Source organism: Meridianimarinicoccus aquatilis (genome assembly GCF_004358675.1).
GTDB classification, from domain to species: domain Bacteria; phylum Pseudomonadota; class Alphaproteobacteria; order Rhodobacterales; family Rhodobacteraceae; genus Meridianimarinicoccus; species Meridianimarinicoccus aquatilis.
The window spans coordinates 32,657-57,035 of sequence record NZ_SMZO01000002.1 but is presented as its reverse complement, the minus strand read 5'-3'; the positions used below and the strand labels follow the sequence as shown (position 1 = coordinate 57,035).

Genomic DNA, 24,379 nt, shown 5'->3' with positions numbered 1-24,379 from the left:
TCTAAATCGCCCACACGCGCGGCAACGCCGCACCGGTCAGCACGCCAAGCGTAGCGGCCACCATTTTTCGCAGTGCATGGGCATCGCTGGACAGCGCCCGCACCACAAGTTTGTCATTCCATCCCGATGCCGCCGCCCGCACCGAAGGCGGCAAGTCAGCCAAAGTCGCACGCACCAACCCCAAGCGATCCTGCGCGCCGGACGTCAAAAGAGCAAGGCTCGCTACAGCCACCGCGCCGCCGAGCAATGCCGGGTTTGCCCGTTCTCTGAGCGCGTCGGTGCACAACTCAAATGGCTCAAGCAAAACTGGTCGGCCATCGCGGCGCACTTCGCGCCAATCGTGGCACCTCAGGTCGGTCAGCTTTTCGCCCATGGCCGCGCGTCCCAGCACAAGCGTTTCGCACATCACAAGCTCAGAATCGCCCTCAAGGTCTGCAACCGTTCGCCGCGACAAGGTAGATCGGTCAAACAGAATCGTTTCCTGTGGCAACCAATGCAGCACCCCGCCAGATCCGACCTTCAGGTTCACGTTCATTCGGGCCGGATCGCCAAGGCTCTCATAAGCGCGTTCGGCGGTCTGGGTCGTCGCCACCGCCGCAACACCTTCGCCAAGTGTCAGGTCAAACTGCATGTCATCCCCGCCGGTCAGGCCGCCCGCGGTGTTCAGGAACACGATTTCAGGGCGATCCCGGTAAATCTGCGGCAGGAACACTTTGGCGGAGCCGCGCTGGTACAGCCGGGTCAGCCGAACACCGCGCGGGCCGCCACGTTCAAGGCCAACTTGAGCCAGCCCGCGCGTGCGCTGGTGCACCGCAGGTGTCGCAGTGGTTGCTGTCAGTCGGGAAAGGTCATTCATGCCCCGACCCTAGCCGCGGCTTGCAGGGCGGGACAACGGGCAACAGACCTGCCCGGTGGATTTTCACCCACTGCATGTCGCACAGCGCCGCATTTTTAAGCACGCAGCAGATGCATCGCCGGTCTGGTCAGACGCTGCCAATTTCTGTATCGCCAGCGGCATGACAGACAGACTGACCCTGCGCCAGCCCGACGACTGGCACCTCCACTTGCGCGACGGCGATATGCTGCGTGCCGTGTTGCCAGAAACCGCGCGCCATTTTGGCCGCGCCATCATCATGCCAAACCTCGTGCCGCCCGTCGTCACAGCGGCCGATGCCGCCGACTACCGCGACCGGATCATGGCCGCCAAGCCGCTGAACAATCCGTTCAAGCCGCTGATGACACTGTATCTGACAGAAACCACCGACGCCAAAGATGTCCGCGCCGCGGCTGAAATCGGTTTGATCACGGCGGTGAAGCTTTATCCAGCAGGCGCAACGACCAACTCCGCCTCTGGGGTGCGCGATCTCGACAAGGTCATGCGGGTGCTTGAAACCATGGCGCTGATCGGCCTTCCCCTTTGTCTGCATGGCGAAGTAACAGACCCGGACGTGGACATTTTCGACCGCGAGGCCGTATTCATAGACACCGTTCTGGCCCCGCTGCGCGAACGCTTGCCAAAGCTGCGCACCGTGCTGGAACACGTGACCACCGCGCAGGGCGTCGACTATGTGAAGTCCCAGCCCGAAGGCACTATGGGCGCGACGATCACGACCCACCACTTGATAATTGATCGCAACCACATTCTCGTTGGTGGGATCAAACCGCACTACTATTGCTTGCCGGTCGCAAAACGCGCCAGCCACCGCGATGCACTCATTGCCGCTGCAACGTCAGGCGATCCGCGTTTCTTCCTTGGTACAGACAGCGCGCCGCACCTTGACGCGGCCAAGTTGCAACCGTGTGGCTGCGCAGGGTGCTTCACGGCCACCAACACGCTGTCCTGCCTTGCCGAAGTGTTCGAAAAGGCGGGCGCGCTGGACAAGCTGGAAGGTTTCACGTCACTGAACGGGCCGTCATTTTACAAACTACCGGCCAACGAGGCGACCGTGACGCTGACCAAGGGCGACCCGGTCACTTACCCCGCCACAATTGACACAGCCGAGGGCCCCGTCACGGTGTTTGACCCCGGCTTTCCACTCCATTGGCGCGTAGAAGGGCCGACATCATGATCCCCACCAGTTTCCCAGACAAAGCCGAAATCGCCCGCCTTTCCGCGCGGATGCTGCTGGAAATCGGCGCGGTGCATTTCAACTCGCGCGAGCCGTATATCTATGCGTCGGGCCTTCCGGGACCAACCTATATCGACTGCCGCAAGCTCATCAGCTTCCCGCGCATCCGCTCCACCTTGATGGATTTTCTGACCATCACCGTGATGCGCGATGCAGGGTTTGAGGCGTTTGACAACATCGCTGGCGGCGAGACGGCGGGCATCCCGTTCGCCGCGCTCGTTGCAGAACGCATGGCCCTTCCCATGACCTATGTGCGCAAGAAACCCAAAGGCTATGGCCGCAATGCCCGGATCGAAGGCGCCATGACCGAAGGCGAGCGCGTTCTGTTGGTTGAGGACCTGACAACCGATGGTGGGTCCAAGATCAGCTTTGTGGATGCGATCCGAGAGACCGGGGCAACCTGTCACCACACTGCCGTGATCTTTTACTACGGGATTTTCCCGGAAACCGAAAAAACACTCGGCGATCACGGCGTGCAATTGCACCACCTTTGCACTTGGCACGATGTTCTGGCCGAAGCCCGCGCTGCGGGAAGTTTCGATGATGAAACCTTGGCCGAAGTTGAATCTTTCCTCAACGATCCGCGCGCATGGCAGGCCGCCCGCGCCTGATTTTTTCTTTCGGACTTTGCCCAGATGTTGACGGCGGGGGAGACTCTGCCGCAACATAAAGCATATCCACAGGTCATCCACAGCTTTATACACTTTGCCTGCGCGGCCGCAGAGGTTTAGGCAGACTGAGCACAGACAATAACAAACGACCGAGGGAGCAGGCATGAACCAGATCGCAGGCGTCGCACCGGCACAGCCAGAAGCGGAATCGATGGCAGGCACCCTGCCCCATTCCATCGAAGCCGAGCAGCAGCTTCTGGGCGCGCTTCTGACCAATGACCAGATCTATGACCGGATTGCGCAAATCATCCAGCCGCCCCACTTTTTCGATCCGGTCCATCGGCGCATTTATGAAACGGCGGTCACGCGCATCTCTAAGAACGCGCTTGTCACCCCTGTCACGCTTGCCAACTATCTTGCCGACGACGAGGGCCTCAAGGAACTGGGCGGGCCTGCCTATCTGGTGCGCCTCGCCGGGGCCGCGATTTCGACCTTCGCCGCCAAGGACTATGCACAGATCATCCGCGATCTCGCCCTGCGCCGCCAACTGATCGAACTGGGCCGCGACATTGAGGCCAAGGCAAACGCCGTCACCGCCGACAGCGATCCGCGCGATCAGATCGTCGCTGCCGAGCAGCAACTGTATCTGCTAGGGGAAAACGGACAAACCAATCAGGGGTTCCAGTCTTTCCTGTCTGCTGTCACGGATGCTGTGAACGTGGCCAACGCCGCCTACCAGCGGGATGGCGGGCTGGCGGGCGTGTCCACCGGGCTTGATGATCTCGACAAAAAACTGGGCGGATTGCACAAATCCGACCTTCTTATTCTGGCGGGCCGTCCGTCGATGGGGAAGACGTCGCTGGCGACGAACATCGCGTTCAACATCGCCAAGACCTATCAAAAGGGTCGGCGCCCGGATGGGACCGAAGGCACGGTCAATGGCGGTGTGGTCGGGTTCTTTTCTCTCGAAATGTCGTCAGAGCAGTTGGCGGCGCGGGTTCTGTCCGAAGCCGCCGAAGTGCCCAGTGAACAGATCCGGCGCGGCGACATGACCGAGGCCGAGTTCCGCCGCTTTGTCGAAGCTGCAAAGACGCTGGAAGCCTGCCCGCTCTTCATCGATGACACGCCCGCCCTGCCCATCAGCCAGCTTGCCGCGCGCGCCCGTCGGCTGAAACGCACCCATGGGCTGGACGCGCTTTTCGTCGATTACCTGCAGCTTGTGCGCCCGGCGACGGCCAAAGACAGCCGCGTAAACGAAGTGTCCGAGATTACCCAAGGCCTGAAAGCCATCGCCAAGGAGCTCGACATTCCGGTCGTCGCCCTGTCGCAGTTGTCGCGTCAGGTTGAAAATCGCGAAGACAAACGCCCGCAATTGTCGGACCTGCGCGAGTCCGGGTCAATCGAACAGGATGCGGACGTGGTGATGTTCGTCTACCGCGAGGAATACTACAAAGAGCGCGAAAAGCCCGGCGACGAAAAGCTGGAAGAAATGGCCAAGTGGCAAGAAGCGATGGAGCGCGTGCACGGCAAAGCCGAGGTCGTCATCGGCAAGCAACGCCACGGGCCAATCGGTTCGGTCGACCTGAGCTTTGAGGGCCGCTTCACCCGGTTCGGGAACCTGATCAAGCCATGGCAGGCTGGTGGGAGTGGTGAGGGGTTTTAGCGCCAACCCGTATGACTTGGCGAAGAGTCTTCCACGCTTGGTTACCGATAAAATTGAGAGCCAGCATCGTTTAAATTGATGCAAGATCTGATCAGTAAGCGCCTGTCACAAGAATTCACTGGATCCCACCGCCCAACCAAGGATCAGCGGTGTTCCGGAAGGCAAAACACAGCTTGAGGCCACACCGGGAACGGCTTCACATCCGAAATGTGAGGTAAAGAGCGCGAAGTCGTCGAACCATTTATGTGATTGAGAGAATGAGTGAACAATCATTGCGGCCCGGTCTGTCTTAAAGCGGTTTGCTTCAATAATAGCAGCAGCGGTTCGATGCAGAAGTTGATAGCGCAACTCGTCACACGGCTCCTTTTTCAGCCCCAGAAGGTCACATATAAACTTCAGCCGTTTGATCTTTCCTTCGCTCGCGCCCACCAACCACTCGCCGACCGTCGGGCCAAAAGGTTCATTTACTTTGGCTTCGACGGCAATGGCCGTGGTTTCATCGGCACTTCGGATCAAAGCGAACACATCGCATTGGCTTTCACGCCCGCCGCCAGGCAATCGCACCTTGTGCTCTGGAATAGCGATCAAAAGTTCTACCGGATTATCCAGAAGATCTGCGATCTCGCGTGGAACGCCGTTGGCCGCTTCCCAGGACAGCGCAGCCGCCATTGCCGAATAGCCCCGTTTCCACTGTATTCCGGGATCCGCCAGAAAGCGCCGCCAATCGTCGGCTCCAGTTGATGGAACGAGAATTTTACTCATACCTTAAAGCCTTTCACCAAATGCGGCCAACGACACAAAAATCCCATTATTTTATCGAAATTGCGCGTTAACAGGATAGGAGGATTTAGGATGCTGGGCCAAGCTGAGTCGTTCACTACTAGCCAGACCGAAACAAATGCATCTTGATCCGCCGAGGTTCACAATTGACTCACGCCCAAGGGCCCCTGTTCTTTCTACGACCAACCTTTGGCACGCTGCTTGCACGCTCTGACACGGGACGCGGCGCAACTTGCCCCTGCCCCGCCATCGCCCGCAACGCGGCTACCCGGTTTTCTGTGGCCGGATGCGTGGCGAATAGGTTGTCCATCTTCTGCCCGTGCAGCGGGTTGATGATGAACATATGCGCCGTGGCCTTATTCCGCTCCGCCGCCGCATAGTCGATCCGCGATGCGGCGCGCTGAATCCCTTCCAGCGCCGACGCCAGCCACAGCGGGTTACCGCAGATTTCGGCGCCGATCCGGTCGGCCTCGTATTCCCGGCTTCGCGATATCGCCATTTGCACCAGCGACGCCGCCAACGGTGCCAGGATCATCATGGCCAGCGTGCCGACGATCCCCATCCGTTCGCGCGAGCCGCCAAAAAACAGCGCAAAGTTGGCCAGCATCGAAATCGCTCCGGCAAAGGTCGCCGTCACCGTCATGATCGCCGTGTCATGGTTGCGGATATGGGCCAGCTCGTGCGCGATAACCCCGGCCAGTTCTTCGCGCGACAGCCGCGACAGCAGGCCAGTGGTCACGGCTACGGCGGCATTTTGCGGGTTGCGCCCTGTGGCGAAGGCATTGGGTTGCTCGGTCTGGATCAGGTAGACGGCCGGGACAGGCATGCCCGCATTGCGGGCCAGGCCAGCCGTCAGGTCGTGCAGCCCCCACCGATCCCCGGCCGCCAAGAACTGCGCGCCGTGCATCTTCAGAACCATCCGGTCAGACCGCCACCACGTCACGGCGTTCATCCCCGCCGCGACAACCAGCGCGATCAAAGCGCCGCCCGTTCCGCCCAAAAGCGCGCCAACGCCCATAAAAAGCGCGGTCATCGCCGCCATCAGGAGTGCCGTCCGCACGTATCCCATCATCGTTCCCATCCTTGCATGACAAAAAACATGGGCGGCGATTGACGGTTTCGCAAGGGGGTCAGCCGCGCACGCTTTGGCTTGCTGGATACATGCTCAGGAACCGTGCGCGCACGATGGTCACCCACAGTACGACGGCAAGAAACTGATGCCCGATCGCTAAATGCCATGGCGCTGCATGGTACACTGTGGCGATGCCCAACACGATTTGTACCGCCAACGCCGCCGCCATCATGTTGAATGCAAGCACTGATCCACGATTGGCAGACCGCCGCCCCCGCAGCCAGACCACAACGCCGAACGCCAGCACGACATAGGCAGTCATGCGGTGAATGAACTGCACAAGACCCGGATTTTCAAAGAAGTTCCGCCAAAACGGTTCGATCACGAACGCTGAGGCCGGAAAAACCTGCCCACCCATCAAAGGCCAGTCGGTAAAGCTGCGCCCTGCGTCGATCCCCGCAACCAAAGCCCCCAAAAGGATTTGCACAAAGGCCAGATGCATCAGGCCTGTGGACATGTTGAAGAGCTTCAGGTCCTTGCCACGGCGGGCCGTCATCAATTCAGGCTCTGACCTGCCCAGCAAAAACACATACCAAGCGATGAAACCAAGAATGACAAATGCCAACCCCAAGTGGATCGCCAAGCGGTAGGACGCAACATCAACCATGCCACTGCCAAGCCCCGAGGACACCATCCACCAGCCAATAGCCCCCTGCAGACCGCCCAGACCCCCGATAAGAAACAATCGACCCGACCAGCCCGGCGGAATTTTACGCGCAAGTGCGAAACCGGCAAACCCAAGCGCCCAAACCAAACCAATGGCCCGCCCCAGTTGCCGGTGACCCCATTCCCACCAATAGATCACCTTGAACTCGCCAAGGGTCATCCCCTTGTTCTGCAATTCATACTCCGGGATTTCCCGGTACTTGTCGAACTCAGACTGCCATGCTTTCGCGCTAAGCGGCGGGACCGCACCCGTCACGGGCCGCCACTCGGTGATCGACAGACCGCTGTCCGTCAAACGGGTCAGCCCGCCCACAGCGATCATCGTGACAACCATCACAAACAACACCATCAACCAAAGACGCACACCGCGGCGCGCCCCGCTTCCGCGACGGTCTATCAGGCCGCCCTTGGTGGTCGCCGGGGCGGCTGTTGGGGCATCCACCTCTTCGAAAAGCTTGCGGTTCTTTTGGCTCATGGGTTCCTCCGATTAGCGCGGAAGCTAGGTGTTGAAGGGCGGCGCAGCAAGGTCAGTCGCTTCGGTTTTTCCAGCGTACCATCTGGCGCATCATACCGTGCAGGATTTGCACATCGGCGCGGGTCAATGGCATGCGGGACCACATGTTGCGCAGGTTCCGTTTCATATGCGCGGCCTTCACATCGGGGAAGAAAAACCCGGCATCCTCAAGGCGCTGCTCATAGTGCTCGGCCAGCTTTTCGACCTCATGTGCTTCGGGCCAGTCGCTGCCCGCCAACTCAGTCACCATCGCGGGCACTTCGGTAATCTGGCGGCGCCATTCATAGCCGGTCAACAGGACACATTGGCCAAGGTTCAGCGACGGAAAGTCCGGGTTCACCGGGACCGAGATAATCGCATTAGCGATTGAAATGTCGTCGTTTTCCAGCCCTGCACGTTCAGGGCCAAACAGCACCGCAACACGTTCCCCCGCCGCAATGCGCCGGGCAGCATCCTTCATCGCGCCTTCGGGGCTGAATATTGGCTTGGTCAAACCGCGTGATCGTGCCGTTGTGGCATAGACATAGTGGCAATCGGCCACCGCGTCAGCCGTTGTGTCATGGACCATCGCTGCATCCAGCACGCGCCCCGCACCGCTTGCCATCGCAACCGCATCCGGGTTTGGCCAGCCATCACGCGGGTTCACAAGCCGCATTCGGTCAAGGCCAAAGTTCAGCATCGCGCGCGCAGCCGCGCCGATATTCTGCCCCATCTGGGGCCGGACCAGCACAAAAGCGGGCTGAGAATGGGGATATGGCGCATCTGTCATGGCGGCGGTTTAAGACAGCCGCGCGGTCGGTGCAATGGCAGCAGGGGGGCGCACAGAACGGCATGCTATCGGCGCATCCGTTCCAAAGCTCAACGCCCCGCTTGTGAACGGCACGCGTGCGCGGTAACAGGCTGCACGCTTCATCCGGAAGGCCCGCGCCATGACACAGACACCCGATACCGACGAAAAGATGCGCCCGCAGCTTTATCTGCTGACACCATCCGACCCAACGGCACAGACGTTTCCCGACCTTCTGGCTGCAGTGCTGGACGCCGTGGAAATCGCTTGCCTGCGTTTGCGGATGGCCAGCACGGTCGAAGATGACATTGCGCGTGTCGCGGACCGTCTGCGCCCGATCGCTCATGCCCGCGACATACCCCTCGTGATCGACACCCACCTCGCGCTCGTGGACCGGCTTGGGCTGGACGGTGTGCACCTGACCGATGGGGCGAAGTCGGTGCGCAAGACCCGCAAAGACCTTGGGCAAGATGCAATTGTCGGCGCGTTCTGTGGTGGCTCACGCCATGATGGACTGGCCGCAGGCGAAGCCGGCGCAGATTATATCGCCTTTGGCCCCGTAGGTGACACGATCCTTGGCACGGGCGACCGGCCCGAACAGGATTTGTTTGCGTGGTGGTCAGAGGTGATCGAACTGCCCGTTGTGGCCGAAGGCGCGCTGACAGATGCGCTCATCCGCACATATGCGCCAATGACTGATTTCTTTGCCTTGGGCGACGAAATCTGGCGCGCAGACGATCCTGTGGCCACCATCAAGTCGCTTGACGCTGCAATTGACTGAGCGCGTCGGCATGGCCACGCCTTACGGCGTCTTCACAGGCAACTGACAGCGCTTTGCGCCCCTTGAAATCCGCGACTCTAAGCGGCGAAAGATAGCTGACTCGCACCGCGCCCTGACGCGGCGCGGCAAGGACTTTCAGAAAATGGGGGCCGAAATCCATGTCGCCCCACCAGCCGTAAAACCGGGTATCCTGCCCCTCTGCCACCGCGTAGGTTACGCAGACAGGCTGTACCCATATCTTGTCTTTCAGACCGGGTGCAAAGAAGGCTTCGAACAGTGTCGGCTTGAATCCAAGAACCCTGAGCCCGTCCGTGCTGGTGCCCTCGGGGAAGAACAGCAATTTATGCCCCGCCGTCAGCCTGTCCTCGAAAATATGCTTCTGCGCTGCGGCCTGAGATCGGTCCCGGCTGATAAAGACAGTGCCCGTCGCGCGCGCCAACCAACCGATTCCCGCCCAACCCGCAACTTCGGATTTGGCGACGTAATAGATGCGTTTCCGCGCATTCAGCGCAAAGATATCCAGCCAGGATGCGTGATTGGCAACCACAGCACCGGGATGATCCATAGGCGCGCCGGTGCTTTCGAAGCGGAGCCCCAAAATAACAAAAGCCGCACGGCAGACGGCTTGCGTAAGATAGGGCGTCACCGGGCGATGCAACCCGCATAGCGGACGTTCGAACAGCCGAACCGCAAGCAAGAGGCCAAGGCCACCAAACACCACAAGGCCAAGCACGGCCCCGCGCAGCCCCACAAGAACCCATCCCAAAATGGTAATGGGCGGCGCTGCAGGCGGCGGCGGCCCCTGCCACGTGACACTCATCCCGTCAGACCGCGTGTATAGATTTGGCGCTGCCGTTCGTTCATCCGTGCTGTGTCTAACAGCAGGCACACATCAATCGTATTGAAGTCATGATCAACAAATGCCCCCTCGCCGATAAATCCGCCTAACCGCAAATACGCCTTGATAAGCGACGGCATGGCGCGCATCCCGGCGGCCGCGTCAATCGTGGCTGCGGACATAAGATCAAGCGGCAGGAAGTGCTCTGCCACGGCCCGCACTCTGATGTCTTCGGGCGCGAGATACCGGTGATGGAGCAACGAAAGCGGGGCCGCCAATGGGGCCGGGTCAGTGCCATGAAAACTGGCCACACCGAACAGAACTTCAATGTCATGCTCCAACGTGTATGCAGCCAATCCGTTCCACAAATGCCACATGGCTTTGCCGCCACGATAGTCCGATTTCAGACACGACCGGCCCAGTTCCAAAAGCCGACGCCCGGACTGAAGCAATTGCGAAAGATCATACTCGCCTTCTGTATAAAAACCGCCGGCCTTGATCGCGTTTTTCCCCCGCATCAGCCGGTAAACCCCGATCACATGGTTCAAGCTCTTTCCGTCGTCGCGCGCGGGATCAATGGCAAGCATGTGGTCATAGAACGGATCATATGCATCCCGTTCAAAGCGCCCGTCGTGATCGACCAACGCGCCGTCCCCGCCAAGCTCTTCCACAAACACTTCATACCGCAAGCGTTGCGCGGCCAGCAGGTCACGGTCATCTCGCGCAAGGCGCACGATCAGCTCTGGCTGGGAAGTCATGGGCGCCGCCTGTCGATCAACATGGTCAGGTGATAGGAACGTGAGAAGGTTGATGCAAGACGGATTGCTGTATCGCCCGTCAAAGGAACGTGCGGTTTGACACACGCTTAGATTGTGCTACCTATCCAAAGGTACATTTGAAACCAACCTAAGCTGAAAAATCGACAACAAGATCCACCCTGGTTGCATCAATCACGACCTTCCCTTCGTGTTGAAAATTGACCGTGACACGACCATGAATATTCGACTGAACCTGCCCCAAACCCCAATCCGGGCGATCAGGATGGCGCACAAGGACGCCTGGTTCCAACAATGAGATCATCCAACTCTCCTCTTTTCTATATCTGCAACAAACTTGCCCGGCAGCTTGGAAAAATCAAATGAACGAACGACCAAAAGACCTGAGCGGGCTGGTCGCGTCGCGGCTTTGCCATGACCTTGTCAGCCCCGTTGGTGCTATCGGAAATGGCCTTGAACTGCTTACCATGACCGGATTGGCCAAAACACCTGAATTGGCCTTGGTCATGGATAGCCTTGAAAATGCACAGGCACGGCTTCGGTTCTACCGCGTCGCCTTTGGGTCAAGCCGCGAAGACCAATCCATGGGATCACCCGAATTGGCGGCCATTTTACACGGCGTGTACGGTGCGGGCCGACTGACAGCCACCTGCGACACCGAAGGCGAAATTGGCCGCGACAGCGCAAAGTTGGCTTTGTTGCTCGTCCTCTGTATCGAAGCCAGCCTGTCACATGGCGGCCAAATCACAGTCACTCGCAACGGGCCCGGCTGGATCATCACCGGAAGTGGCAAACGCTATCGTGACCTTGGCGATTTGTGGACGCTGCTCGAAACGCCGCAAGGCCCTTCTTCAGTCAGCCCGGATCGCGTGCAGTTTCCTTTAGCCCATCAGCATGCGGCGCACATGGGTCTACAACTGTGCGTGTCGCAAGATGCAGCAGCAGTAAAGGTCACCACATCCCTGCGGTGACCCAGTCCTTGTAGGTCAGGCGCGAGTAATACCCGCGCCATCAACCAGATACTTGAAACTGGTCAACTGCTGGGCACCGACCGGCCCACGCGCATGCAACTTGCCGGTCGCAATCCCAATTTCAGCGCCCATCCCAAATTCGCCGCCATCCGCGAACTGCGTGGAAACGTTTCGCATCACAATCGCGCTGTCCACCTTTTCGAAAAAGGTCAGCGCCGTCGCATCATTGGCCGTCAAAATACAATCCGTGTGGTTCGATCCAAAGTGACCAATGTGATCGATCGCACCGGCCACGCCGTCTACGACCTTTGCGGCAATGATGCTGTCAAGAAATTCTCGCCCGAAATCGTCGGAGCTTGCAGGCACAGTCCCCGCCACAGACAGCAACGCGCCATCCGCGCGCACCTCAACCCCTGCGGCCACAAGATCCGCTAAAAACGGGGCACCGTGCCGATCAAGATACGCCTGATCAACCAGCAGGCATTCTACCGCGCCGCAAATACCGGTGCGCCGCGTTTTGGCGTTGACGACAATCTTCGATACGATGGCCGGATCGGCATCTGCATCAACATAGATGTGACAAATCCCTTCGAGATGAGCAAAGACCGGCACACGCGCCTCGCGTTGCACAAGGCCAACAAGCCCCTTGCCGCCGCGCGGCACAATCACATCCACGTAGTCCGTCATGCCCAACAACTCAGACACGGCGGCGCGGTCACGCGTTGGAACCATCTGCACGGCATCGGCGGGCAACCCATGCAGGGTCAGCCCATGGGTGAGACACTCAGCCAACGCCGCCGAAGAATTCAGGCTTTCCGAGCCGCCGCGCAGGATCACCGCGTTGCCAGCTTTGACACACAAGGCGCCGGCGTCCACAGTCACATTTGGACGGCTTTCATAGATCACCCCGATCACGCCAAGCGGCGTGCGCACACGGCGGATATGCAGGCCGGTGGGCTGGTCCCACTCGGTTATCACTTCGCCAACCGGGTCGTTCTGAGCGGCCACAGCGCGCAGCCCGCTTACGATCCCCTCAATCCGATCTTGGGTCAGCTCCAGCCGGTCCAACATGGCGTCGGACAATCCCTTGTCCCGGCCAAACGCCATATCTTCCTTGTTTGCCGCAAGGATGTCAGCGGATTTGGCTAGAATGCGGTCTGCCGCAGCATTCAATGCGGCTGTTTTCACCTCGGCCGGGGCAGTCGCAAGCACCCGCGACGCTGCGCGTGCGCGCGCGCCAAGATCCGCCATCAACTCTGCGATTGTTTGCCCGTCCTTCATGAACCCGTCCTTCATAGTACCATGTCATCCCTGTGTATCAGCGCCGCCCGTCCCGGATGGCCCAATACATCCTCTATCTGATCAGAGCGAAGCCCGAGGATCGCCGCCGCCTCGTCACTGGCATAACGCGCCAACCCCTTGCCCAACACTGTACCATCCGGCGCAGTGATGGTCACCGGCTCACCGCGCCCGAATGTACCCGCCACAGAAACGACGCCTGCGGGCAAAAGCGACCGGCCCTGCCCCAGCGCCCGCGCGGCACCGGCATCGACACTCACCTCACCGCGTGGCTTCATCGCCGCGATCCAGCGTTTGCGCGCGGCTTGTGGATCAGTGTCTGCCAGAAACCATGTGCACGGCCCGCCGCGCTCAAGTCGGCTCAGGGGGTTTTCGGCGTCGCCCTTTGCGATGACCATGGCGCATCCGGCCCCTGTTGCCATCTTTGCCGCCATCAATTTGGTGATCATGCCCCCGCGCGACAGACCGGAAATGCCCTCGCCTGCCATCGCTTCGATTTCGGGTGTGATCGTCTCAACCACATCAAACCGGCGCGCTGTGGGGTCCAGCCCCGGATTGGCAGTATAGAGACCGTCAACATCCGACAGCAAAACCAACTGATCGGCGCCAATCGTCGCGGCAACCTGCGCTGCAAGACGGTCATTGTCGCCAAAGCGGATCTCATCAGTCGCAACCGTATCGTTCTCATTCACGATCGGCACCACGCCGAAGCCCAAGAGCTGCCCCAATGTGGCGCGCGTATTCAAATAACGTCGGCGGTCGGTACTGTCCTCAAGCGTGACAAGAACCTGCGCTGTCGTAACGTCATGGGGATGCAGCGCATCTTCATAGGCACGCGCAAGCCGGATCTGACCCACGGCAGCGGCGGCTTGCGATTGTTCAAGTGGCAACGGTCCCGCGGGCAGCCCAAGAACCCGCCGACCCAAAGCGATCGACCCCGACGACACCAGCACCACATCAACACCGCGCCGACGCAAGGACACAACGTCGGACGCAAGCCCCTGAAGCCACGTATTTCGCAGCCCCTCGGCACGGTCCACCAGCAACGCTGAGCCGATCTTGACCACAACTCGCGCACCGGGTGTTGTCGCCAGAACAGGCGCACCCGTATGCGTCACAGTATCTGTCAGGGACGCCATGGTGCATCGTCCTCGGCGTCGGAATCGGGTTTCCGCTGCCGAATACGGTCTTCGGTGACTTCGGCACGCACGGCGCGCAGCACTTGAGTCGTCCCCTCACCCGATACGCCCGACATCAGGAAGACCCGGCCTTGCGCCGCCTCTTCAAGGGCCGCTTTCGCCTCGGCCAAAGCTTCGGGTTCCAGCGCATCGACCTTGTTGAGCGCCGTCACACGCGGCTTGTCGGCAAGATGGCCGCCATAGGCCTCAAGCTCGTCAATGATGGCGCGATAATCCTCGGCCACGGTTTCAGACGTGCCATCAACCAGATGAAGCAACACCGAACAACGCTCCACATGGCCTAAGAACCGCGTGCCAAGACCCTTACCTTCATGCGCGCCAGCGATCAGGCCCGGAATGTCCGCAATCACGAATTCCGCGTTATCAACCCCGACAACACCAAGATTCGGGTGCAGCGTGGTGAATGGATAGTCTGCAATCTTTGGCCGTGCGTTGGATGTCGCAGCAAGAAAGGTGGACTTGCCCGCATTTGGCAGACCAAGCAGACCCGCATCCGCGATCAGCTTGAGCCGAAGCCAAATTGTGCGTTCCACACCCGGCTGACCAGAGTTTGCTTTGCTCGGTGCCTGGTTGGTGGCGGTTTTGAATTTCAGGTTGCCCCAGCCGCCATTACCGCCCTGCGCCAGCACAACGCGGTCACCCAGCTTGGACAGATCAGCGATGACCGTCTCTTCATCCTCGTCAAGGATTTCGGTGCCAACAGGAACGCGAAGAATGATGGTGTCGCCGGATTTGCCCGTGCGTTGCTGACCCGCGCCGCCCTGCCCGTTCTTGGCAAAGAAATGCTGCTGATACCGGAAGTCGATCAGCGTGTTCAGGCCGTCAACGGCTTCGGCCACGACATCGCCGCCGCGCCCGCCATCGCCGCCGTCTGGACCGCCATATTCAATATATTTTTCACGGCGGAAGCTGACAGAGCCGTTCCCGCCGCTGCCTGAGCGGATATAGACCTTGGCGAGATCGAGAAATTTCATTCTGAGTTCCTTGCACTAAGGGGCGGCGATACTTCGAAACTGCGCGCGGCTCAAGCCCCCGCGCGGGTTCACTGTCGCCCAATAGCCGCAAGCTCAGGCGAGCTTTTTAAGGTAAGTCCAGGTTGGAACGCTGCGGTTCTGCGCAACCGAAAACGCCTCGGCATCGCCAATATAGTCGAAACCCGCGTTTGTCAGCACACGCGCCGACACCGCATTTGACTGAAATACCTCAGCAAAAATTGTCTTCACACCCTGCGGATTGGCAGCAAGAATAGCCGTCACAGCCTCTGTCGCAAATCCTGTATTCCAGAACGCCGGCGCGACCCAGTAATTGATCTCGGACCGGTCCTCGGACAAGCGTGTCAGGCCAATCACACCAAGGAGCTCGCTTAGACCGACATGACTTGCATCCATCGCCCACACATCCTCACGGCGGCCGTCAGATGTTGACCGGGCAATGAACGCCTCGGACGCGCCGGGCGGCAATGGGTGCGGAATTGACCGAGTGGTCTTGGCCACGCGTGTATCACCCGCATACAATGTCAACAGACCCTCATCCGACTTGCGCAGCGGGCGCAACTTCAATCGTTCAGATGAAATATCGACCTGCTTTACGATAGTGTCCTCGATCATGCCCTTCCTCCCAAAAGCGCAACGCGCGTGCCGAAGATTGGAGCACTCGCTAGATATAGAGATGGACCGACCCCGGTAGCCGTACAACCACCGTTGATATAGAAGCGTTAAGAATTGCCTGCCATAGCCGGACTCTCGCCTATAAAAGCAATTCGGGGGCCCGGCGCTTCCGCCGACCCCCCGAACGCAAATCTGGTTCAAGTTCGGCTTATTCCGCCGCTTCAGCCACCGGGTGTACGGAGATGAAGGTGCGGCCCTTCAGGCCGGTGTGGAACTTCACATTGCCTTCGACTGTCGCGAAGATGGTGTGATCCTTGCCCATACCGACATTGTCACCCGGCCACCACTTGGTGCCGCGCTGACGTGCAATGATATTGCCCGGAATTACGACTTCGCCGCCAAATTTCTTGATGCCAAGACGCCGTCCTGCGGAGTCGCGACCGTTACGGGATGAGCCGCCTGCTTTTTTATGTGCCATGCTATCGCTCCTTCTTACTCGGCCGCAGCAGCGACAGGCGCTGCCTTGTTGGTTGCCGCTTTGACGCCAGTTGCGTCGCCGCCAGTGGCCAGAACTTCTGTCACACGGATCAGCGTCAGTTTCTGGCGGTGGCCACGGGTACGCTGGGACGAGTGTTTACGACGGCGCTTTACAAAGTGAATAACCTTGTCGCCTTTGACTTGGTCGATAACCTCGGCCTGAACGGCCGCGCCTTCAACCATCGGGCTGCCCAGAACAGTGTCGTCACCGCCGAGCATGAGAATTTCGTTGAACTGGACTGTTTCACCAGCTTCAGCCACAAGCTTTTCAACGCGCAGAACATCGCCGCTCTGAACTTTGTATTGCTTGCCGCCGGTTTTGATAACCGCAAACATCTGTTTCGTCCTTGTCTTCGCGTCGTGTGGTCTCACCGCAGTGACGTTATCGCGTTTTCACGCACCTCGGACAGCGCGCCTTATCGGCGTGATTGCTGTAACCCGGCTTTTCCGGAAAGCGCCGTATGCTTGGGGACGCGACGAAAGTCAAGCCCGCATACGCCCCACAACCAGCGTTACAGGTCCTCTGATCCCATCAAACGCGCCAATGCTGTTCCGGTATCCAACGACAATTGGGTGAAGGTCACATCAAAGGCGGCAAACAACGCGTCGTTCATCGCCTGGCCCGCCATACTTTCCGAAAATGCGATGTGCCGTTGCAATTCCTCATCGCTCAGCGGGCGATAGGCCAACGAAACGAACGCGTTCAGCCAATCCTGCGTCGAGCTGCGAATTTCCGGCTCTTGGGCCCAGACCTCGGCCAAAATATCGCCCCCACCCAAAAAGCCGGGAACGTCCTCGCCAGATCGCAGCCCCTGCAAAAAGGCGGCGTTCGCATTCAGGGCGCCAAGAACATTGGCCTCGACCAGATCGTTCACATCGATAAACTTGGTCAACACCTCGGCGCGCGGGTCGTTATCGCGCTGCATCTGCTCAAAACGCTCCAACACGATGTCCTGAATGTCTGGCTCGTTCAGAGCAACCCGAGCTGAAAGCTCCAGATCGACGATACGCTGGCCACGCGGGGACGTAAGGTAATCAAGCACCGCATCTTCCTGATCCTCCGGCAACGCCTCGGCAAAGTTGGTGCGGAAATCCGGCAACATGCGAGAGGGCGCGTTCAGGCGCGTCAGCGTCAATCGCCACCCAGACAAATCGCGGCCTGGCATCATCGTCTCAACCAACCCCATGCCCGAGACGATCGCCTCTTCTTGCATGACCTCGAACAGGTCTTCGATTTGCATTGCATCAAGAACCGCATCGCTGCCAGGCCGGGCTTGGCCTTGTACAAGAGTCGGCAAGAACAACATCAAGCAAAGGGTAATGGCGCGCATGGGACCTCCTGTCATCTTTCTGAAACATGGGGCGATGCCGTGTGCTTGGCAATGGTCTTACCAAGCACAATAAAATGGGTTGCGCCCCCCAAGGGCTTTGACTACACCGCCGCGAGACCCTTCGCGGAGAGGTGCCGGAGTGGTCGAACGGGGCGGTCTCGAAAACCGTTGACCCTTCACGGGGTCCCAGGGTTCGAATCCCTGTCTCTCCGCCATAAATTTGGCTCATCTTGCAGAGATGCGGCTATGATAAGGGGCATGAGCAAAAGCACGGTTGTAGAACTGCGTTTTGCCCCGAAGGTCTGAAAGAATTGTTGAAGCTTCGCTGCCTGTTCAAACAAGTTTGACCGGCACGAGCAGCGCGTTGCGGCTTGCGGCCCTTCCCTTTCCACGTTGGTTAAGCCGCTAGACTGATCGAGATTGTCAGGGACGCAGCGGCCTGAGGTCAGCGGCGCGAAAGTTCCGCAACGACGCTAAGTTTCGTGCAGATGCGAGTGCTCATTGTGCCAAACAAAATATCTGGCGAGCCGACCCAAAAGTCGCAGTACGGTTTTTGCGATGGCGATGATGAACAGCCCTAAAAACTGTCTTTCTCCGCACGAACGCTTTTTCTAATTGCCCAGAAAGGGGCAGGTTCGACGCAACGCCACGTCCACGTCTTCCATTGTCACTGGCAAGCCCAGATCCACAAGGCTGGTCACCCCATGATCGCGAATCCCGCAAGGCACAATGCCATCAAAATGCGTGAGATCAGGGTCCACATTGATCGACACACCATGAAAGCTGACCCATTTGCGAATCCGCAGCCCAATCGCGGCGACTTTGTCTTCGCGCGGGCTGCCGTCGGCCATGGGGGGTTTGTCGTGGCGCTCAACCCAAACTCCCACACGCCCGGCGCGCCGCTCGCCCTTGACGTTGAACTCGTCCAGCGTGGCAATGACCCAATCTTCGACCTCGGTCACGAATTGGCGCACATCACGGCCATGGTTGGTCAGATCCAGCATGACATAGGCGATGCGCTGACCGGGGCCGTGATACGTGTATTGCCCCCCGCGTCCCGCGTCATAAACAGGAAAGCGGTCCGGGTCGGTCAGATCGCGGATGTCTGCACTGGTGCCCGCCGTATAAAGAGGAGGATGTTCCAGAAGCCAAATCTGTTCCGATGCGGTGCCTGCTCGGATGGCAGCGGCGCGGTCTTCCATGTGACGCAGCGCCTCTGGATAGGGCACAAGCGTGTCGGAAAGTGTCCATTCTACCATGATGGCTCCTGTCAGGTGCGCGGCTAGCGGCGCCGAAATGTCATACGCGAGTCATACAAGACTCCGACAAGATTCCGACAGATGAAAAACGTTGAAAAAAGCGCTTCACAACCCCGGCGCGGTCGGCTAAACCCCGCGCACTGTCAGGCAAATGCGGTCGTGGCGGAATGGTAGACGCGCAGCGTTGAGGTCGCTGTGGGGTAACACCCGTGGAAGTTCGAGTCTTCTCGACCGCACCAGTCCTGACAGTTTTTAACTCACTTTCCCCAAGAAAATTAAAGCGTTAAAGTCCTTCGGGGATTATGTTTTTGCCTGAATTTTCTCGTCGCATCGACGACGTCAGGAAAGCCAACAAACATCTTTCACCGTTAGTTTCATGCGCTCGCTCTGGCGCCGACCCATTCATCGACCATCGTGCCTTTAGTCAGCAGCTTTGTGACGGCCTTACAGACTTGAAGAAGGCTGCTTGGGTTCACTTTCGCCCCCGAAGGTTTAGAAGAATCGAGTTTCACACCCAGAAGATTGCGACCGCAGCCAACGCCGCGACCGACAAAAGACCTTGGCACAGCGGTCGCCACGGGCCGTCTCAAACCGTGTACAGCTTGGTGTTCAAGCAGCCTTTGGCGCGACTTGAGACAGCTTAGACCCGTTTACAAGATTCGTATGAGCGCAAAGCGGTGTCTCTCTATTTGTGTCGCGCCGATCATCAAGGTCGTCTTCTCGCTAAGCTCGGCGATCAAATCTGTCGTGACCTTTGGAAAGACGCCTTTACCTCTTCCGGCTTCCATACAAGGTTTTGACATTGCCAGATTCTCTAGCCGCGTTTCGCAATGGTCCGTCATTGGGATTGATGACCGTATTCCGCTCGATACGCGCCCGTCGTAGGCCTACGGCCAGCACTAGGACATAAAATATACGGCTCAAGACGCGCGGCTTGATCGTAAAGCAGTCCTACCAAACGATGCACAGTCCCGTTCAATTTCCACCCGATGACTTACGCGGGCACGGATGTCATAAGTGGGGCCTGACTTTCGGCAGCGGCAGATAGAACAAAGAAAGTCGCAACTTTATATCTGACCAGTGCAAATGGAACTGTTGGCCGCCAGAACCCCAAAACACGCTCGTACATTCGCATCACCAGCGCGACAAAGCACCGCGCGACTCGACATTATTGCAGGACAAGGCGGCCACGAACGCCCAACATATTCAACAAACCCAATAAATCCTGGCCTAAAGACGACTCATACAAGCCCCCGCTCCTGCGACAGATGTGCAGATGCCCGAAAACGCTGCAAAATGACCCAGATCAAATTGCTGCGAACGATTGCCACCTGCGCAGCTTGCGCTTAGAACCACTTGTGATGCCGGGCGCAGACCGTCCGGGCTTAACGATGGGAGGCACGCATGGCCGACGCAGCCATTCACAGCCATGAAGACGGGGACCAGCGCGGCTGGTTTACCCGCTGGTTCATGTCCACCAACCACAAGGACATTGGGATTCTTTACCTGTTTGCAGCCGGCATTGTCGGTTTCATTTCAGTCGCGTTCACCGTGTACATGCGTCTGGAGCTTATGCATCCAGGTGTTCAGTACATGTGCCAGGAAGGCTTCATGGCCGCCCCCTGCACACCGAACGGCCACCTCTGGAACGTCATGATTACCTATCACGGTGTCCTCATGATGTTCTTTGTTGTGATTCCAGCCCTGTTCGGCGGTTTTGGCAACTATTTCATGCCGCTCCAGATCGGCGCACCGGATATGGCGTTTCCGCGCCTGAACAACCTGTCTTTCTGGCTGTTCATCACCGGCGTGGCTCTCGGCGTCGCATCGATGTTGGCCCCCGGCGGCAATAGCCAGATGGGGTCTGGCGTGGGGTGGGTGTTGTATCCGCCGCTGTCGACCTCGGAAGCGGGCATGTCGATGGACCTTGCGATTTTCGCGGTGCACGTATCTGGCGCGTCGTCGATCCTCGGTGCGATCAACATGATCACGACATTCCTGAACATGCGCGCGCCCGGCATGACCTTGTTCAAGGTTCCGCTGTTCTCTTGGTCGATCTTTGTCACTGCATGGCTGATCCTTTTGGCCCTGCCCGTTCTGGCCGGCGCCATCACAATGCTGCTGACAGACCGGAACTTCGGCACAACCTTCTTCCAACCTGAAGGCGGCGGCGATCCGATCCTGTATCAGCACATCTTGTGGTTCTTCGGACACCCGGAAGTGTACATCATCATCCTTCCCGGCTTTGGCATCATCAGCCACGTGATCGCGACATTCTCGCGCAAGCCAATCTTCGGCTACCTGCCGATGGTCTGGGCAATGATCGCGATCGGTGTTCTTGGCTTCGTCGTTTGGGCGCACCACATGTACACCGTTGGTATGTCGCTGACACAGCAGAGCTATTTCATGCTGGCAACCATGGTCATCGCGGTGCCAACCGGCGTTAAAGTGTTCAGCTGGATCGCCACGATGTGGAGTGGATCTATCGAATTCAAGGTTCCCATGCTTTGGGCCTTCGGGTTCCTGTTCCTGTTCACCGTAGGCGGTGTGACCGGCATCGTGTTGAGCCAGGCAGCCATCGACCGCGCCTATCATGACACTTATTATGTCGTTGCGCACTTCCACTATGTCATGAGCCTCGGGGCCGTGTTCGCAATCTTTGCCGGTATCTACTTCTACATCGGCAAAATGTCGGGTCGGGAATATCCAGAGTTCTGGGGCAAAGTGCACTTCTGGATGATGTTTGTCGGCGCAAACCTGACCTTCTTCCCACAGCACTTCTTGGGCCGTCAGGGTATGCCACGACGGTACATCGACTATCCCGAAGCTTACGCTCAGTGGAACTTCGTCAGCTCGATGGGTGCGTTCTTGTCCTTTGCATCGTTCCTGCTGTTCATCGGGATTGTGTTTTACACGCTGACACGCGGAAAGCGCATCACCGAGAACAACTACTGGAACGAGTACGCAGACACGCTGGAATGGACCCTGCCCACACCGCCGCCGGAGCATACGTTTGAAACGCTTCCCAAGCAGTCGGACTGGGACAAGGGCCACGCGCATTAGCGCGAAATCGGACCTGACCTGAGATGCCAATCGAATGGGTCAATGAAACAAAGCAGGCCCCGGACATTACCGGGGCCTCTTTGCATGCGCAGGGCGAGCCGCCCCTGGCAGAGCTTCATCTGTGGCCGCATCGGTCTTTGCCCAAGCGCGGGTTCGCGGCCTTCATTCTTGCAACGTTCACCCTGTTGCTGCTGCCGCTGCTGGCAGTATTGGGGACACCGATCTTGTGGGGGCTTGCGCCATTTGTGCTCGGCGCACTTTGGCTGATGTATGGCCTGATGCAAAAGAACTATCGCGACGGCGAAATCCTTGAAGAGCTTACGTTGTGGTCAGATCATGCCAAACTGACGCGCACGGCGCGGAACAAGCCGCCCCTGACTTGGGAAGCCAATCCCTATTGGGTCAGCGTTCAATTGCATGCAAAAGGCGGGCCTGTGCCCAGCTATGTCACCCTGAAAGGCTCGGGCCGCGAGGTTGAGTTAGGCGCGTTCCTGTCTGAGGACGAGCGCGTCGCGCTGCACCAAAGCCTGCGTGATTTGTTGGGACGGATTATCGCGACCGGGACCACCGGTGGCTCCCACAGCGGCCCAGAAGACAGGCCTAGCTGACCAATCGGTCGCGCACTGCAGGGCTAACCGTTGAGAAATCCATGCGGCCTGCGTGACGTTGTTTGAGCAACCCCATGACCTTGCCCATGTCACGGATCGATTCTGCACCAGAATCAGTGATGGCCGTCTGAATCGCCTGCGCCTTCTCATCGTCCGACAATTGGCGCGGCATGAAACCTTCGATAATTTCGACTTCGGCCTGTTCCTGTTCTGCCAACTCCAGCCGCCCTGCCTCTTCATAGGCGCGGGTGCTGTCCGCACGTTGGCGGATCATTTTTGCAAGAATTGTGCGAACTTCTTCGTCAGAAACAGGCGTTTGCGCGCCCTCTTCACAGCCACGCTTCGCGATTTCAAGGTCGTTGATCGCCGCCGTTATCAGACGAAGGGTGCACAAGCGGGTAGCATCCCTTTCCTTCATGGCGACCTTCAGTGAACTCGCAATCTTGTCTCTGAGCAGCATGAGCAAGGAACCCTTTAAGATTTGGACGCATCATTTAAGGCTCAGGTAGCGATATGGCAAGCGTTTGTGCCAGAACAGGGCCGCACGTGCTTGACCCGCGCACAGGGTCGCCTTAGGGATCACTCGATTTGATCCCGTTCAGCCGAGGAAGACCCGCCATGCCCGCTCACGCCGCCCCAACCGCCTGCCTTGCCCTCGCAGATGGCACGCTGTTCTACGGCCGCGGCTTTGGCGCGACCGGCATCACAACCGCCGAGCTTTGCTTCAATACCGCGATGACCGGATATCAGGAAATCATGACCGACCCGTCCTATGCGGGCCAGATCGTGACCTTCACATTCCCGCATATCGGCAACACCGGTGTGAACCCAGATGACGACGAAACTGCCGACCCGGTTGCGGCTGGCATGATCGTGAAGTGGGATCCCACGGAGCCGTCGAACTGGCGGATGACCGATACGGTTGGCAACTGGCTGGCCAAGCGCGGACGTATTGGTATGGGCGGGCTTGATACACGCCGTCTCACTCGGGCGATTCGTCAGCAGGGCGCACCGCATGTGGCCATGCAACACGCCCCTGATGGCAACTTTGATCTGGCCGCCCTCGTCGCTGCCGCGCGCGGTTTCGAAGGGTTGGTGGGCCGGGATCTGGCAAAAGACGTGACCTGCGCCCAGTCCTATCGCTGGAACGAAACCCGCTGGGCTTGGCCTGATGGGTATGGAACCCGCACTGGCACCGATGCGCCGCGGGTTGTTGCCGTCGATTATGGTGCAAAGCGCAATATCCTGCGCTGCCTCGCCAGTGCCGGATGCGATGTGACTGTTCTGCCCGCATCTGCCACAGCAGAGGACGTGCTTGCGCATGATCCTCACGGCGTGTTCCTGTCAAACGGGCCCGGCGATCCGGCGGCAACAGGTGCGTATGCCGTGCCGATGATTCAAGGAATTCTTGCGCGCGATCTTCCAGTGTTCGGGATTTGCCTGGGTCACCAGATGCTGGCACTCGCGCTTGGTGCGCGGACCGTCAAGATGAACCACGGGCATCATGGGGCGAACCATCCGGTTAAAGATCTGGAAACCGGGAAGGTCGAAATCACGTCGATGAACCACGGCTTCACGGTGGACAGTCAGACCTTGCCAGCAGGCGTATCGGAAACTCACGTATCGTTGTTCGATGGCTCAAACTGCGGCATTCGCTTGGACAACAAACCAGTGTTCTCTGTGCAGCACCACCCCGAAGCCAGCCCAGGACCACAGGACAGTTTTTACCTGTTCGAACGGTTCCGCGCGGCGCTGAGCTAAGCCTCGATCTGCGCCGCGGGGCTACCGTGGTAAACTCACATTAACTATCTTCTGCAAAAGCTGATCT

The 24,379-nt window shown here is 58.8% G+C and carries 24 protein-coding genes, 2 tRNA genes and 1 pseudogene; 10 read left to right on the top strand and 17 right to left on the bottom strand.

Annotated features, from left to right (window positions below; translation table 11 throughout):
- Position 1 precedes the first annotated feature (1 nt).
- Complete coding sequence (locus E2L05_RS01180; protein ID WP_133341063.1) at positions 2 to 856, bottom strand: urease accessory protein UreD; 855 nt, start codon at positions 854 to 856, stop codon at positions 2 to 4.
- A 160-nt stretch (positions 857 to 1,016) separates the two neighbouring features.
- Between E2L05_RS01180 and pyrC the strand changes: the two genes are divergently transcribed.
- The 3 genes from pyrC (at position 1,017) to E2L05_RS01165 (ending at position 4,403) form a co-directional block, all read left to right on the top strand.
- Positions 1,017 to 2,069 carry a dihydroorotase gene (gene pyrC / locus E2L05_RS01175; RefSeq protein ID WP_133341171.1) on the top strand — a complete coding sequence of 351 codons (1,053 nt, stop codon included), beginning with the start codon at positions 1,017 to 1,019 and terminating at the stop codon, positions 2,067 to 2,069.
- On the top strand, positions 2,066 to 2,740 hold the full coding sequence (locus E2L05_RS01170; protein WP_133341062.1) for an orotate phosphoribosyltransferase: 675 nt from the start codon (positions 2,066 to 2,068) through the stop codon (positions 2,738 to 2,740). The genes pyrC and E2L05_RS01170 overlap by 4 nt, the downstream gene beginning before the upstream one ends.
- A gap of 163 nt (positions 2,741 to 2,903) precedes the next feature.
- Entirely contained in the window at positions 2,904 to 4,403 is a 1,500-nt protein-coding gene (locus tag E2L05_RS01165) for a replicative DNA helicase (protein WP_133341061.1), read from the top strand.
- A 105-nt stretch (positions 4,404 to 4,508) separates the two neighbouring features.
- Here the strand turns inward: E2L05_RS01165 and E2L05_RS01160 are convergent, their stop codons facing one another.
- The 4 genes from E2L05_RS01160 to E2L05_RS01145 all read right to left on the bottom strand — a co-directional run bounded on the left by E2L05_RS01160 (position 4,509) and on the right by E2L05_RS01145 (position 8,264).
- Positions 4,509 to 5,165, bottom strand: a complete 657-nt coding sequence (locus tag E2L05_RS01160; RefSeq protein WP_133341060.1) for a DUF6946 family protein — start codon at positions 5,163 to 5,165, stop codon at positions 4,509 to 4,511.
- Between the two features lie 169 nt (positions 5,166 to 5,334).
- Complete coding sequence (gene htpX / locus E2L05_RS01155; protein ID WP_133341170.1) at positions 5,335 to 6,252, bottom strand: zinc metalloprotease HtpX; 918 nt, start codon at positions 6,250 to 6,252, stop codon at positions 5,335 to 5,337.
- Between the two features lie 61 nt (positions 6,253 to 6,313).
- Entirely contained in the window at positions 6,314 to 7,456 is a 1,143-nt protein-coding gene (gene ctaA / locus E2L05_RS01150; RefSeq protein WP_133341059.1) for a heme A synthase, read from the bottom strand.
- Positions 7,457 to 7,508: 52 nt separating this feature from the next.
- Positions 7,509 to 8,264, bottom strand: a complete 756-nt coding sequence (locus E2L05_RS01145) for an RNA methyltransferase (protein ID WP_133341058.1) — start codon at positions 8,262 to 8,264, stop codon at positions 7,509 to 7,511.
- Between the two features lie 160 nt (positions 8,265 to 8,424).
- Here E2L05_RS01145 and E2L05_RS01140 point away from each other — a divergent pair, with 160 nt between their 5' ends.
- On the top strand, positions 8,425 to 9,063 hold the full coding sequence (locus tag E2L05_RS01140; protein WP_133341057.1) for a thiamine phosphate synthase: 639 nt from the start codon (positions 8,425 to 8,427) through the stop codon (positions 9,061 to 9,063).
- On the opposite strand, the gene E2L05_RS01135 is transcribed toward E2L05_RS01140, so the two are convergent.
- The 3 genes from E2L05_RS01135 to E2L05_RS01125 all read right to left on the bottom strand — a co-directional run bounded on the left by E2L05_RS01135 (position 9,035) and on the right by E2L05_RS01125 (position 10,981).
- Positions 9,035 to 9,883 carry a lysophospholipid acyltransferase family protein gene (locus tag E2L05_RS01135; RefSeq protein WP_133341056.1) on the bottom strand — a complete coding sequence of 283 codons (849 nt, stop codon included), beginning with the start codon at positions 9,881 to 9,883 and terminating at the stop codon, positions 9,035 to 9,037. The two genes, E2L05_RS01140 and E2L05_RS01135, sit on opposite strands and share 29 nt — an antisense overlap.
- Positions 9,880 to 10,659 (bottom strand): GNAT family N-acetyltransferase, encoded by a 780-nt coding sequence (locus tag E2L05_RS01130; RefSeq protein ID WP_133341055.1) that lies wholly within the window; start codon positions 10,657 to 10,659, stop codon positions 9,880 to 9,882. Before E2L05_RS01130 ends, E2L05_RS01135 begins: the two co-directional genes overlap by 4 nt.
- 148 nt (positions 10,660 to 10,807) lie before the next feature.
- Positions 10,808 to 10,981, bottom strand: a complete 174-nt coding sequence (locus E2L05_RS01125; RefSeq protein ID WP_133341054.1) for a DUF3553 domain-containing protein — start codon at positions 10,979 to 10,981, stop codon at positions 10,808 to 10,810.
- Positions 10,982 to 11,039: 58 nt separating this feature from the next.
- Here E2L05_RS01125 and E2L05_RS01120 point away from each other — a divergent pair, with 58 nt between their 5' ends.
- On the top strand, positions 11,040 to 11,648 hold the full coding sequence (locus E2L05_RS01120; protein ID WP_133341053.1) for a histidine phosphotransferase family protein: 609 nt from the start codon (positions 11,040 to 11,042) through the stop codon (positions 11,646 to 11,648).
- 15 nt (positions 11,649 to 11,663) lie between these two features.
- On the opposite strand, the gene E2L05_RS01115 is transcribed toward E2L05_RS01120, so the two are convergent.
- From E2L05_RS01115 to E2L05_RS01085, 7 genes and pseudogenes are all read right to left on the bottom strand, one after another.
- Positions 11,664 to 12,929 carry a glutamate-5-semialdehyde dehydrogenase gene (locus E2L05_RS01115; protein ID WP_133341052.1) on the bottom strand — a complete coding sequence of 422 codons (1,266 nt, stop codon included), beginning with the start codon at positions 12,927 to 12,929 and terminating at the stop codon, positions 11,664 to 11,666.
- 11 nt (positions 12,930 to 12,940) lie between these two features.
- Positions 12,941 to 14,041, bottom strand: coding sequence for a glutamate 5-kinase (gene proB, locus E2L05_RS01110; protein WP_243721830.1), 1,101 nt, complete (start codon positions 14,039 to 14,041; stop codon positions 12,941 to 12,943).
- A gap of 32 nt (positions 14,042 to 14,073) precedes the next feature.
- Positions 14,074 to 15,120: a GTPase ObgE gene (gene obgE, locus E2L05_RS01105; RefSeq protein ID WP_133341050.1), complete on the bottom strand. Its 1,047-nt coding sequence runs from the start codon at positions 15,118 to 15,120 to the stop codon at positions 14,074 to 14,076.
- A gap of 93 nt (positions 15,121 to 15,213) precedes the next feature.
- A complete protein-coding gene (locus E2L05_RS01100) occupies positions 15,214 to 15,753 on the bottom strand; it encodes a GNAT family N-acetyltransferase (RefSeq protein ID WP_133341049.1) in 540 nt (179 codons plus the stop codon).
- A 208-nt stretch (positions 15,754 to 15,961) separates the two neighbouring features.
- Positions 15,962 to 16,231 (bottom strand): 50S ribosomal protein L27, encoded by a 270-nt coding sequence (gene rpmA / locus E2L05_RS01095; RefSeq protein ID WP_133341048.1) that lies wholly within the window; start codon positions 16,229 to 16,231, stop codon positions 15,962 to 15,964.
- A 20-nt stretch (positions 16,232 to 16,251) separates the two neighbouring features.
- Positions 16,252 to 16,626, bottom strand: a pseudogene (gene rplU / locus E2L05_RS01090) (50S ribosomal protein L21); the annotation flags it as partial.
- Between the two features lie 176 nt (positions 16,627 to 16,802).
- On the bottom strand, positions 16,803 to 17,621 hold the full coding sequence (locus E2L05_RS01085; RefSeq protein WP_133341046.1) for a hypothetical protein: 819 nt from the start codon (positions 17,619 to 17,621) through the stop codon (positions 16,803 to 16,805).
- A gap of 125 nt (positions 17,622 to 17,746) precedes the next feature.
- On the opposite strand from E2L05_RS01085, the gene E2L05_RS01080 reads away from it, so the two are divergent.
- Positions 17,747 to 17,836: transfer RNA gene (locus E2L05_RS01080), tRNA-Ser, on the top strand.
- Positions 17,837 to 18,232: 396 nt separating this feature from the next.
- On the opposite strand, the gene lipB is transcribed toward E2L05_RS01080, so the two are convergent.
- Positions 18,233 to 18,880, bottom strand: a complete 648-nt coding sequence (gene lipB / locus E2L05_RS01075; protein ID WP_133341045.1) for a lipoyl(octanoyl) transferase LipB — start codon at positions 18,878 to 18,880, stop codon at positions 18,233 to 18,235.
- Positions 18,881 to 19,033: 153 nt separating this feature from the next.
- Here lipB and E2L05_RS01070 point away from each other — a divergent pair.
- The 3 genes from E2L05_RS01070 to E2L05_RS01060 all read left to right on the top strand — a co-directional run bounded on the left by E2L05_RS01070 (position 19,034) and on the right by E2L05_RS01060 (position 22,551).
- Positions 19,034 to 19,119 (top strand) — tRNA-Leu (locus E2L05_RS01070).
- 1,165 nt (positions 19,120 to 20,284) lie between these two features.
- Complete coding sequence (ctaD, locus tag E2L05_RS01065; protein ID WP_133341044.1) at positions 20,285 to 21,943, top strand: cytochrome c oxidase subunit I; 1,659 nt, start codon at positions 20,285 to 20,287, stop codon at positions 21,941 to 21,943.
- A 23-nt stretch (positions 21,944 to 21,966) separates the two neighbouring features.
- On the top strand, positions 21,967 to 22,551 hold the full coding sequence (locus tag E2L05_RS01060) for a DUF2244 domain-containing protein (protein ID WP_133341043.1): 585 nt from the start codon (positions 21,967 to 21,969) through the stop codon (positions 22,549 to 22,551).
- Here the strand turns inward: E2L05_RS01060 and E2L05_RS01055 are convergent.
- Positions 22,544 to 23,011: a GatB/YqeY domain-containing protein gene (locus tag E2L05_RS01055; protein WP_133341042.1), complete on the bottom strand. Its 468-nt coding sequence runs from the start codon at positions 23,009 to 23,011 to the stop codon at positions 22,544 to 22,546. The two genes, E2L05_RS01060 and E2L05_RS01055, sit on opposite strands and share 8 nt — an antisense overlap.
- 158 nt (positions 23,012 to 23,169) lie before the next feature.
- Here E2L05_RS01055 and carA point away from each other — a divergent pair, with 158 nt between their 5' ends.
- Complete coding sequence (gene carA / locus E2L05_RS01050; RefSeq protein WP_133341041.1) at positions 23,170 to 24,312, top strand: glutamine-hydrolyzing carbamoyl-phosphate synthase small subunit; 1,143 nt, start codon at positions 23,170 to 23,172, stop codon at positions 24,310 to 24,312.
- The last annotated feature ends 67 nt before the right edge of the window (positions 24,313 to 24,379 follow it).

Excerpts from the sequence above, each read along its gene's own strand:
- E2L05_RS01180 (WP_133341063.1), bottom strand. The coding sequence starts at position 856 with ATGAATGACCTTTCCCGACTGACAGCAACCACTGCGACACCTGCGGTG.
- pyrC (WP_133341171.1), top strand. The coding sequence starts at position 1,017 with ATGACAGACAGACTGACCCTGCGCCAGCCCGACGACTGGCACCTCCAC.
- E2L05_RS01170 (WP_133341062.1), top strand. The coding sequence starts at position 2,066 with ATGATCCCCACCAGTTTCCCAGACAAAGCCGAAATCGCCCGCCTTTCC.
- E2L05_RS01165 (WP_133341061.1), top strand. The coding sequence starts at position 2,904 with ATGAACCAGATCGCAGGCGTCGCACCGGCACAGCCAGAAGCGGAATCG.
- E2L05_RS01160 (WP_133341060.1), bottom strand. The coding sequence starts at position 5,165 with ATGAGTAAAATTCTCGTTCCATCAACTGGAGCCGACGATTGGCGGCGC.
- htpX (WP_133341170.1), bottom strand. The coding sequence starts at position 6,252 with ATGGGATACGTGCGGACGGCACTCCTGATGGCGGCGATGACCGCGCTT.
- ctaA (WP_133341059.1), bottom strand. The coding sequence starts at position 7,456 with ATGAGCCAAAAGAACCGCAAGCTTTTCGAAGAGGTGGATGCCCCAACA.
- E2L05_RS01145 (WP_133341058.1), bottom strand. The coding sequence starts at position 8,264 with ATGACAGATGCGCCATATCCCCATTCTCAGCCCGCTTTTGTGCTGGTC.
- E2L05_RS01140 (WP_133341057.1), top strand. The coding sequence starts at position 8,425 with ATGACACAGACACCCGATACCGACGAAAAGATGCGCCCGCAGCTTTAT.
- E2L05_RS01135 (WP_133341056.1), bottom strand. The coding sequence starts at position 9,883 with ATGAGTGTCACGTGGCAGGGGCCGCCGCCGCCTGCAGCGCCGCCCATT.
- E2L05_RS01130 (WP_133341055.1), bottom strand. The coding sequence starts at position 10,659 with ATGACTTCCCAGCCAGAGCTGATCGTGCGCCTTGCGCGAGATGACCGT.
- E2L05_RS01125 (WP_133341054.1), bottom strand. The coding sequence starts at position 10,981 with ATGATCTCATTGTTGGAACCAGGCGTCCTTGTGCGCCATCCTGATCGC.
- E2L05_RS01120 (WP_133341053.1), top strand. The coding sequence starts at position 11,040 with ATGAACGAACGACCAAAAGACCTGAGCGGGCTGGTCGCGTCGCGGCTT.
- E2L05_RS01115 (WP_133341052.1), bottom strand. The coding sequence starts at position 12,929 with ATGAAGGACGGGCAAACAATCGCAGAGTTGATGGCGGATCTTGGCGCG.
- obgE (WP_133341050.1), bottom strand. The coding sequence starts at position 15,120 with ATGAAATTTCTCGATCTCGCCAAGGTCTATATCCGCTCAGGCAGCGGC.
- E2L05_RS01100 (WP_133341049.1), bottom strand. The coding sequence starts at position 15,753 with ATGATCGAGGACACTATCGTAAAGCAGGTCGATATTTCATCTGAACGA.
- rpmA (WP_133341048.1), bottom strand. The coding sequence starts at position 16,231 with ATGGCACATAAAAAAGCAGGCGGCTCATCCCGTAACGGTCGCGACTCC.
- E2L05_RS01085 (WP_133341046.1), bottom strand. The coding sequence starts at position 17,621 with ATGCGCGCCATTACCCTTTGCTTGATGTTGTTCTTGCCGACTCTTGTA.
- lipB (WP_133341045.1), bottom strand. The coding sequence starts at position 18,880 with ATGGTAGAATGGACACTTTCCGACACGCTTGTGCCCTATCCAGAGGCG.
- ctaD (WP_133341044.1), top strand. The coding sequence starts at position 20,285 with ATGGCCGACGCAGCCATTCACAGCCATGAAGACGGGGACCAGCGCGGC.
- E2L05_RS01060 (WP_133341043.1), top strand. The coding sequence starts at position 21,967 with ATGCCAATCGAATGGGTCAATGAAACAAAGCAGGCCCCGGACATTACC.
- E2L05_RS01055 (WP_133341042.1), bottom strand. The coding sequence starts at position 23,011 with ATGCTGCTCAGAGACAAGATTGCGAGTTCACTGAAGGTCGCCATGAAG.
- carA (WP_133341041.1), top strand. The coding sequence starts at position 23,170 with ATGCCCGCTCACGCCGCCCCAACCGCCTGCCTTGCCCTCGCAGATGGC.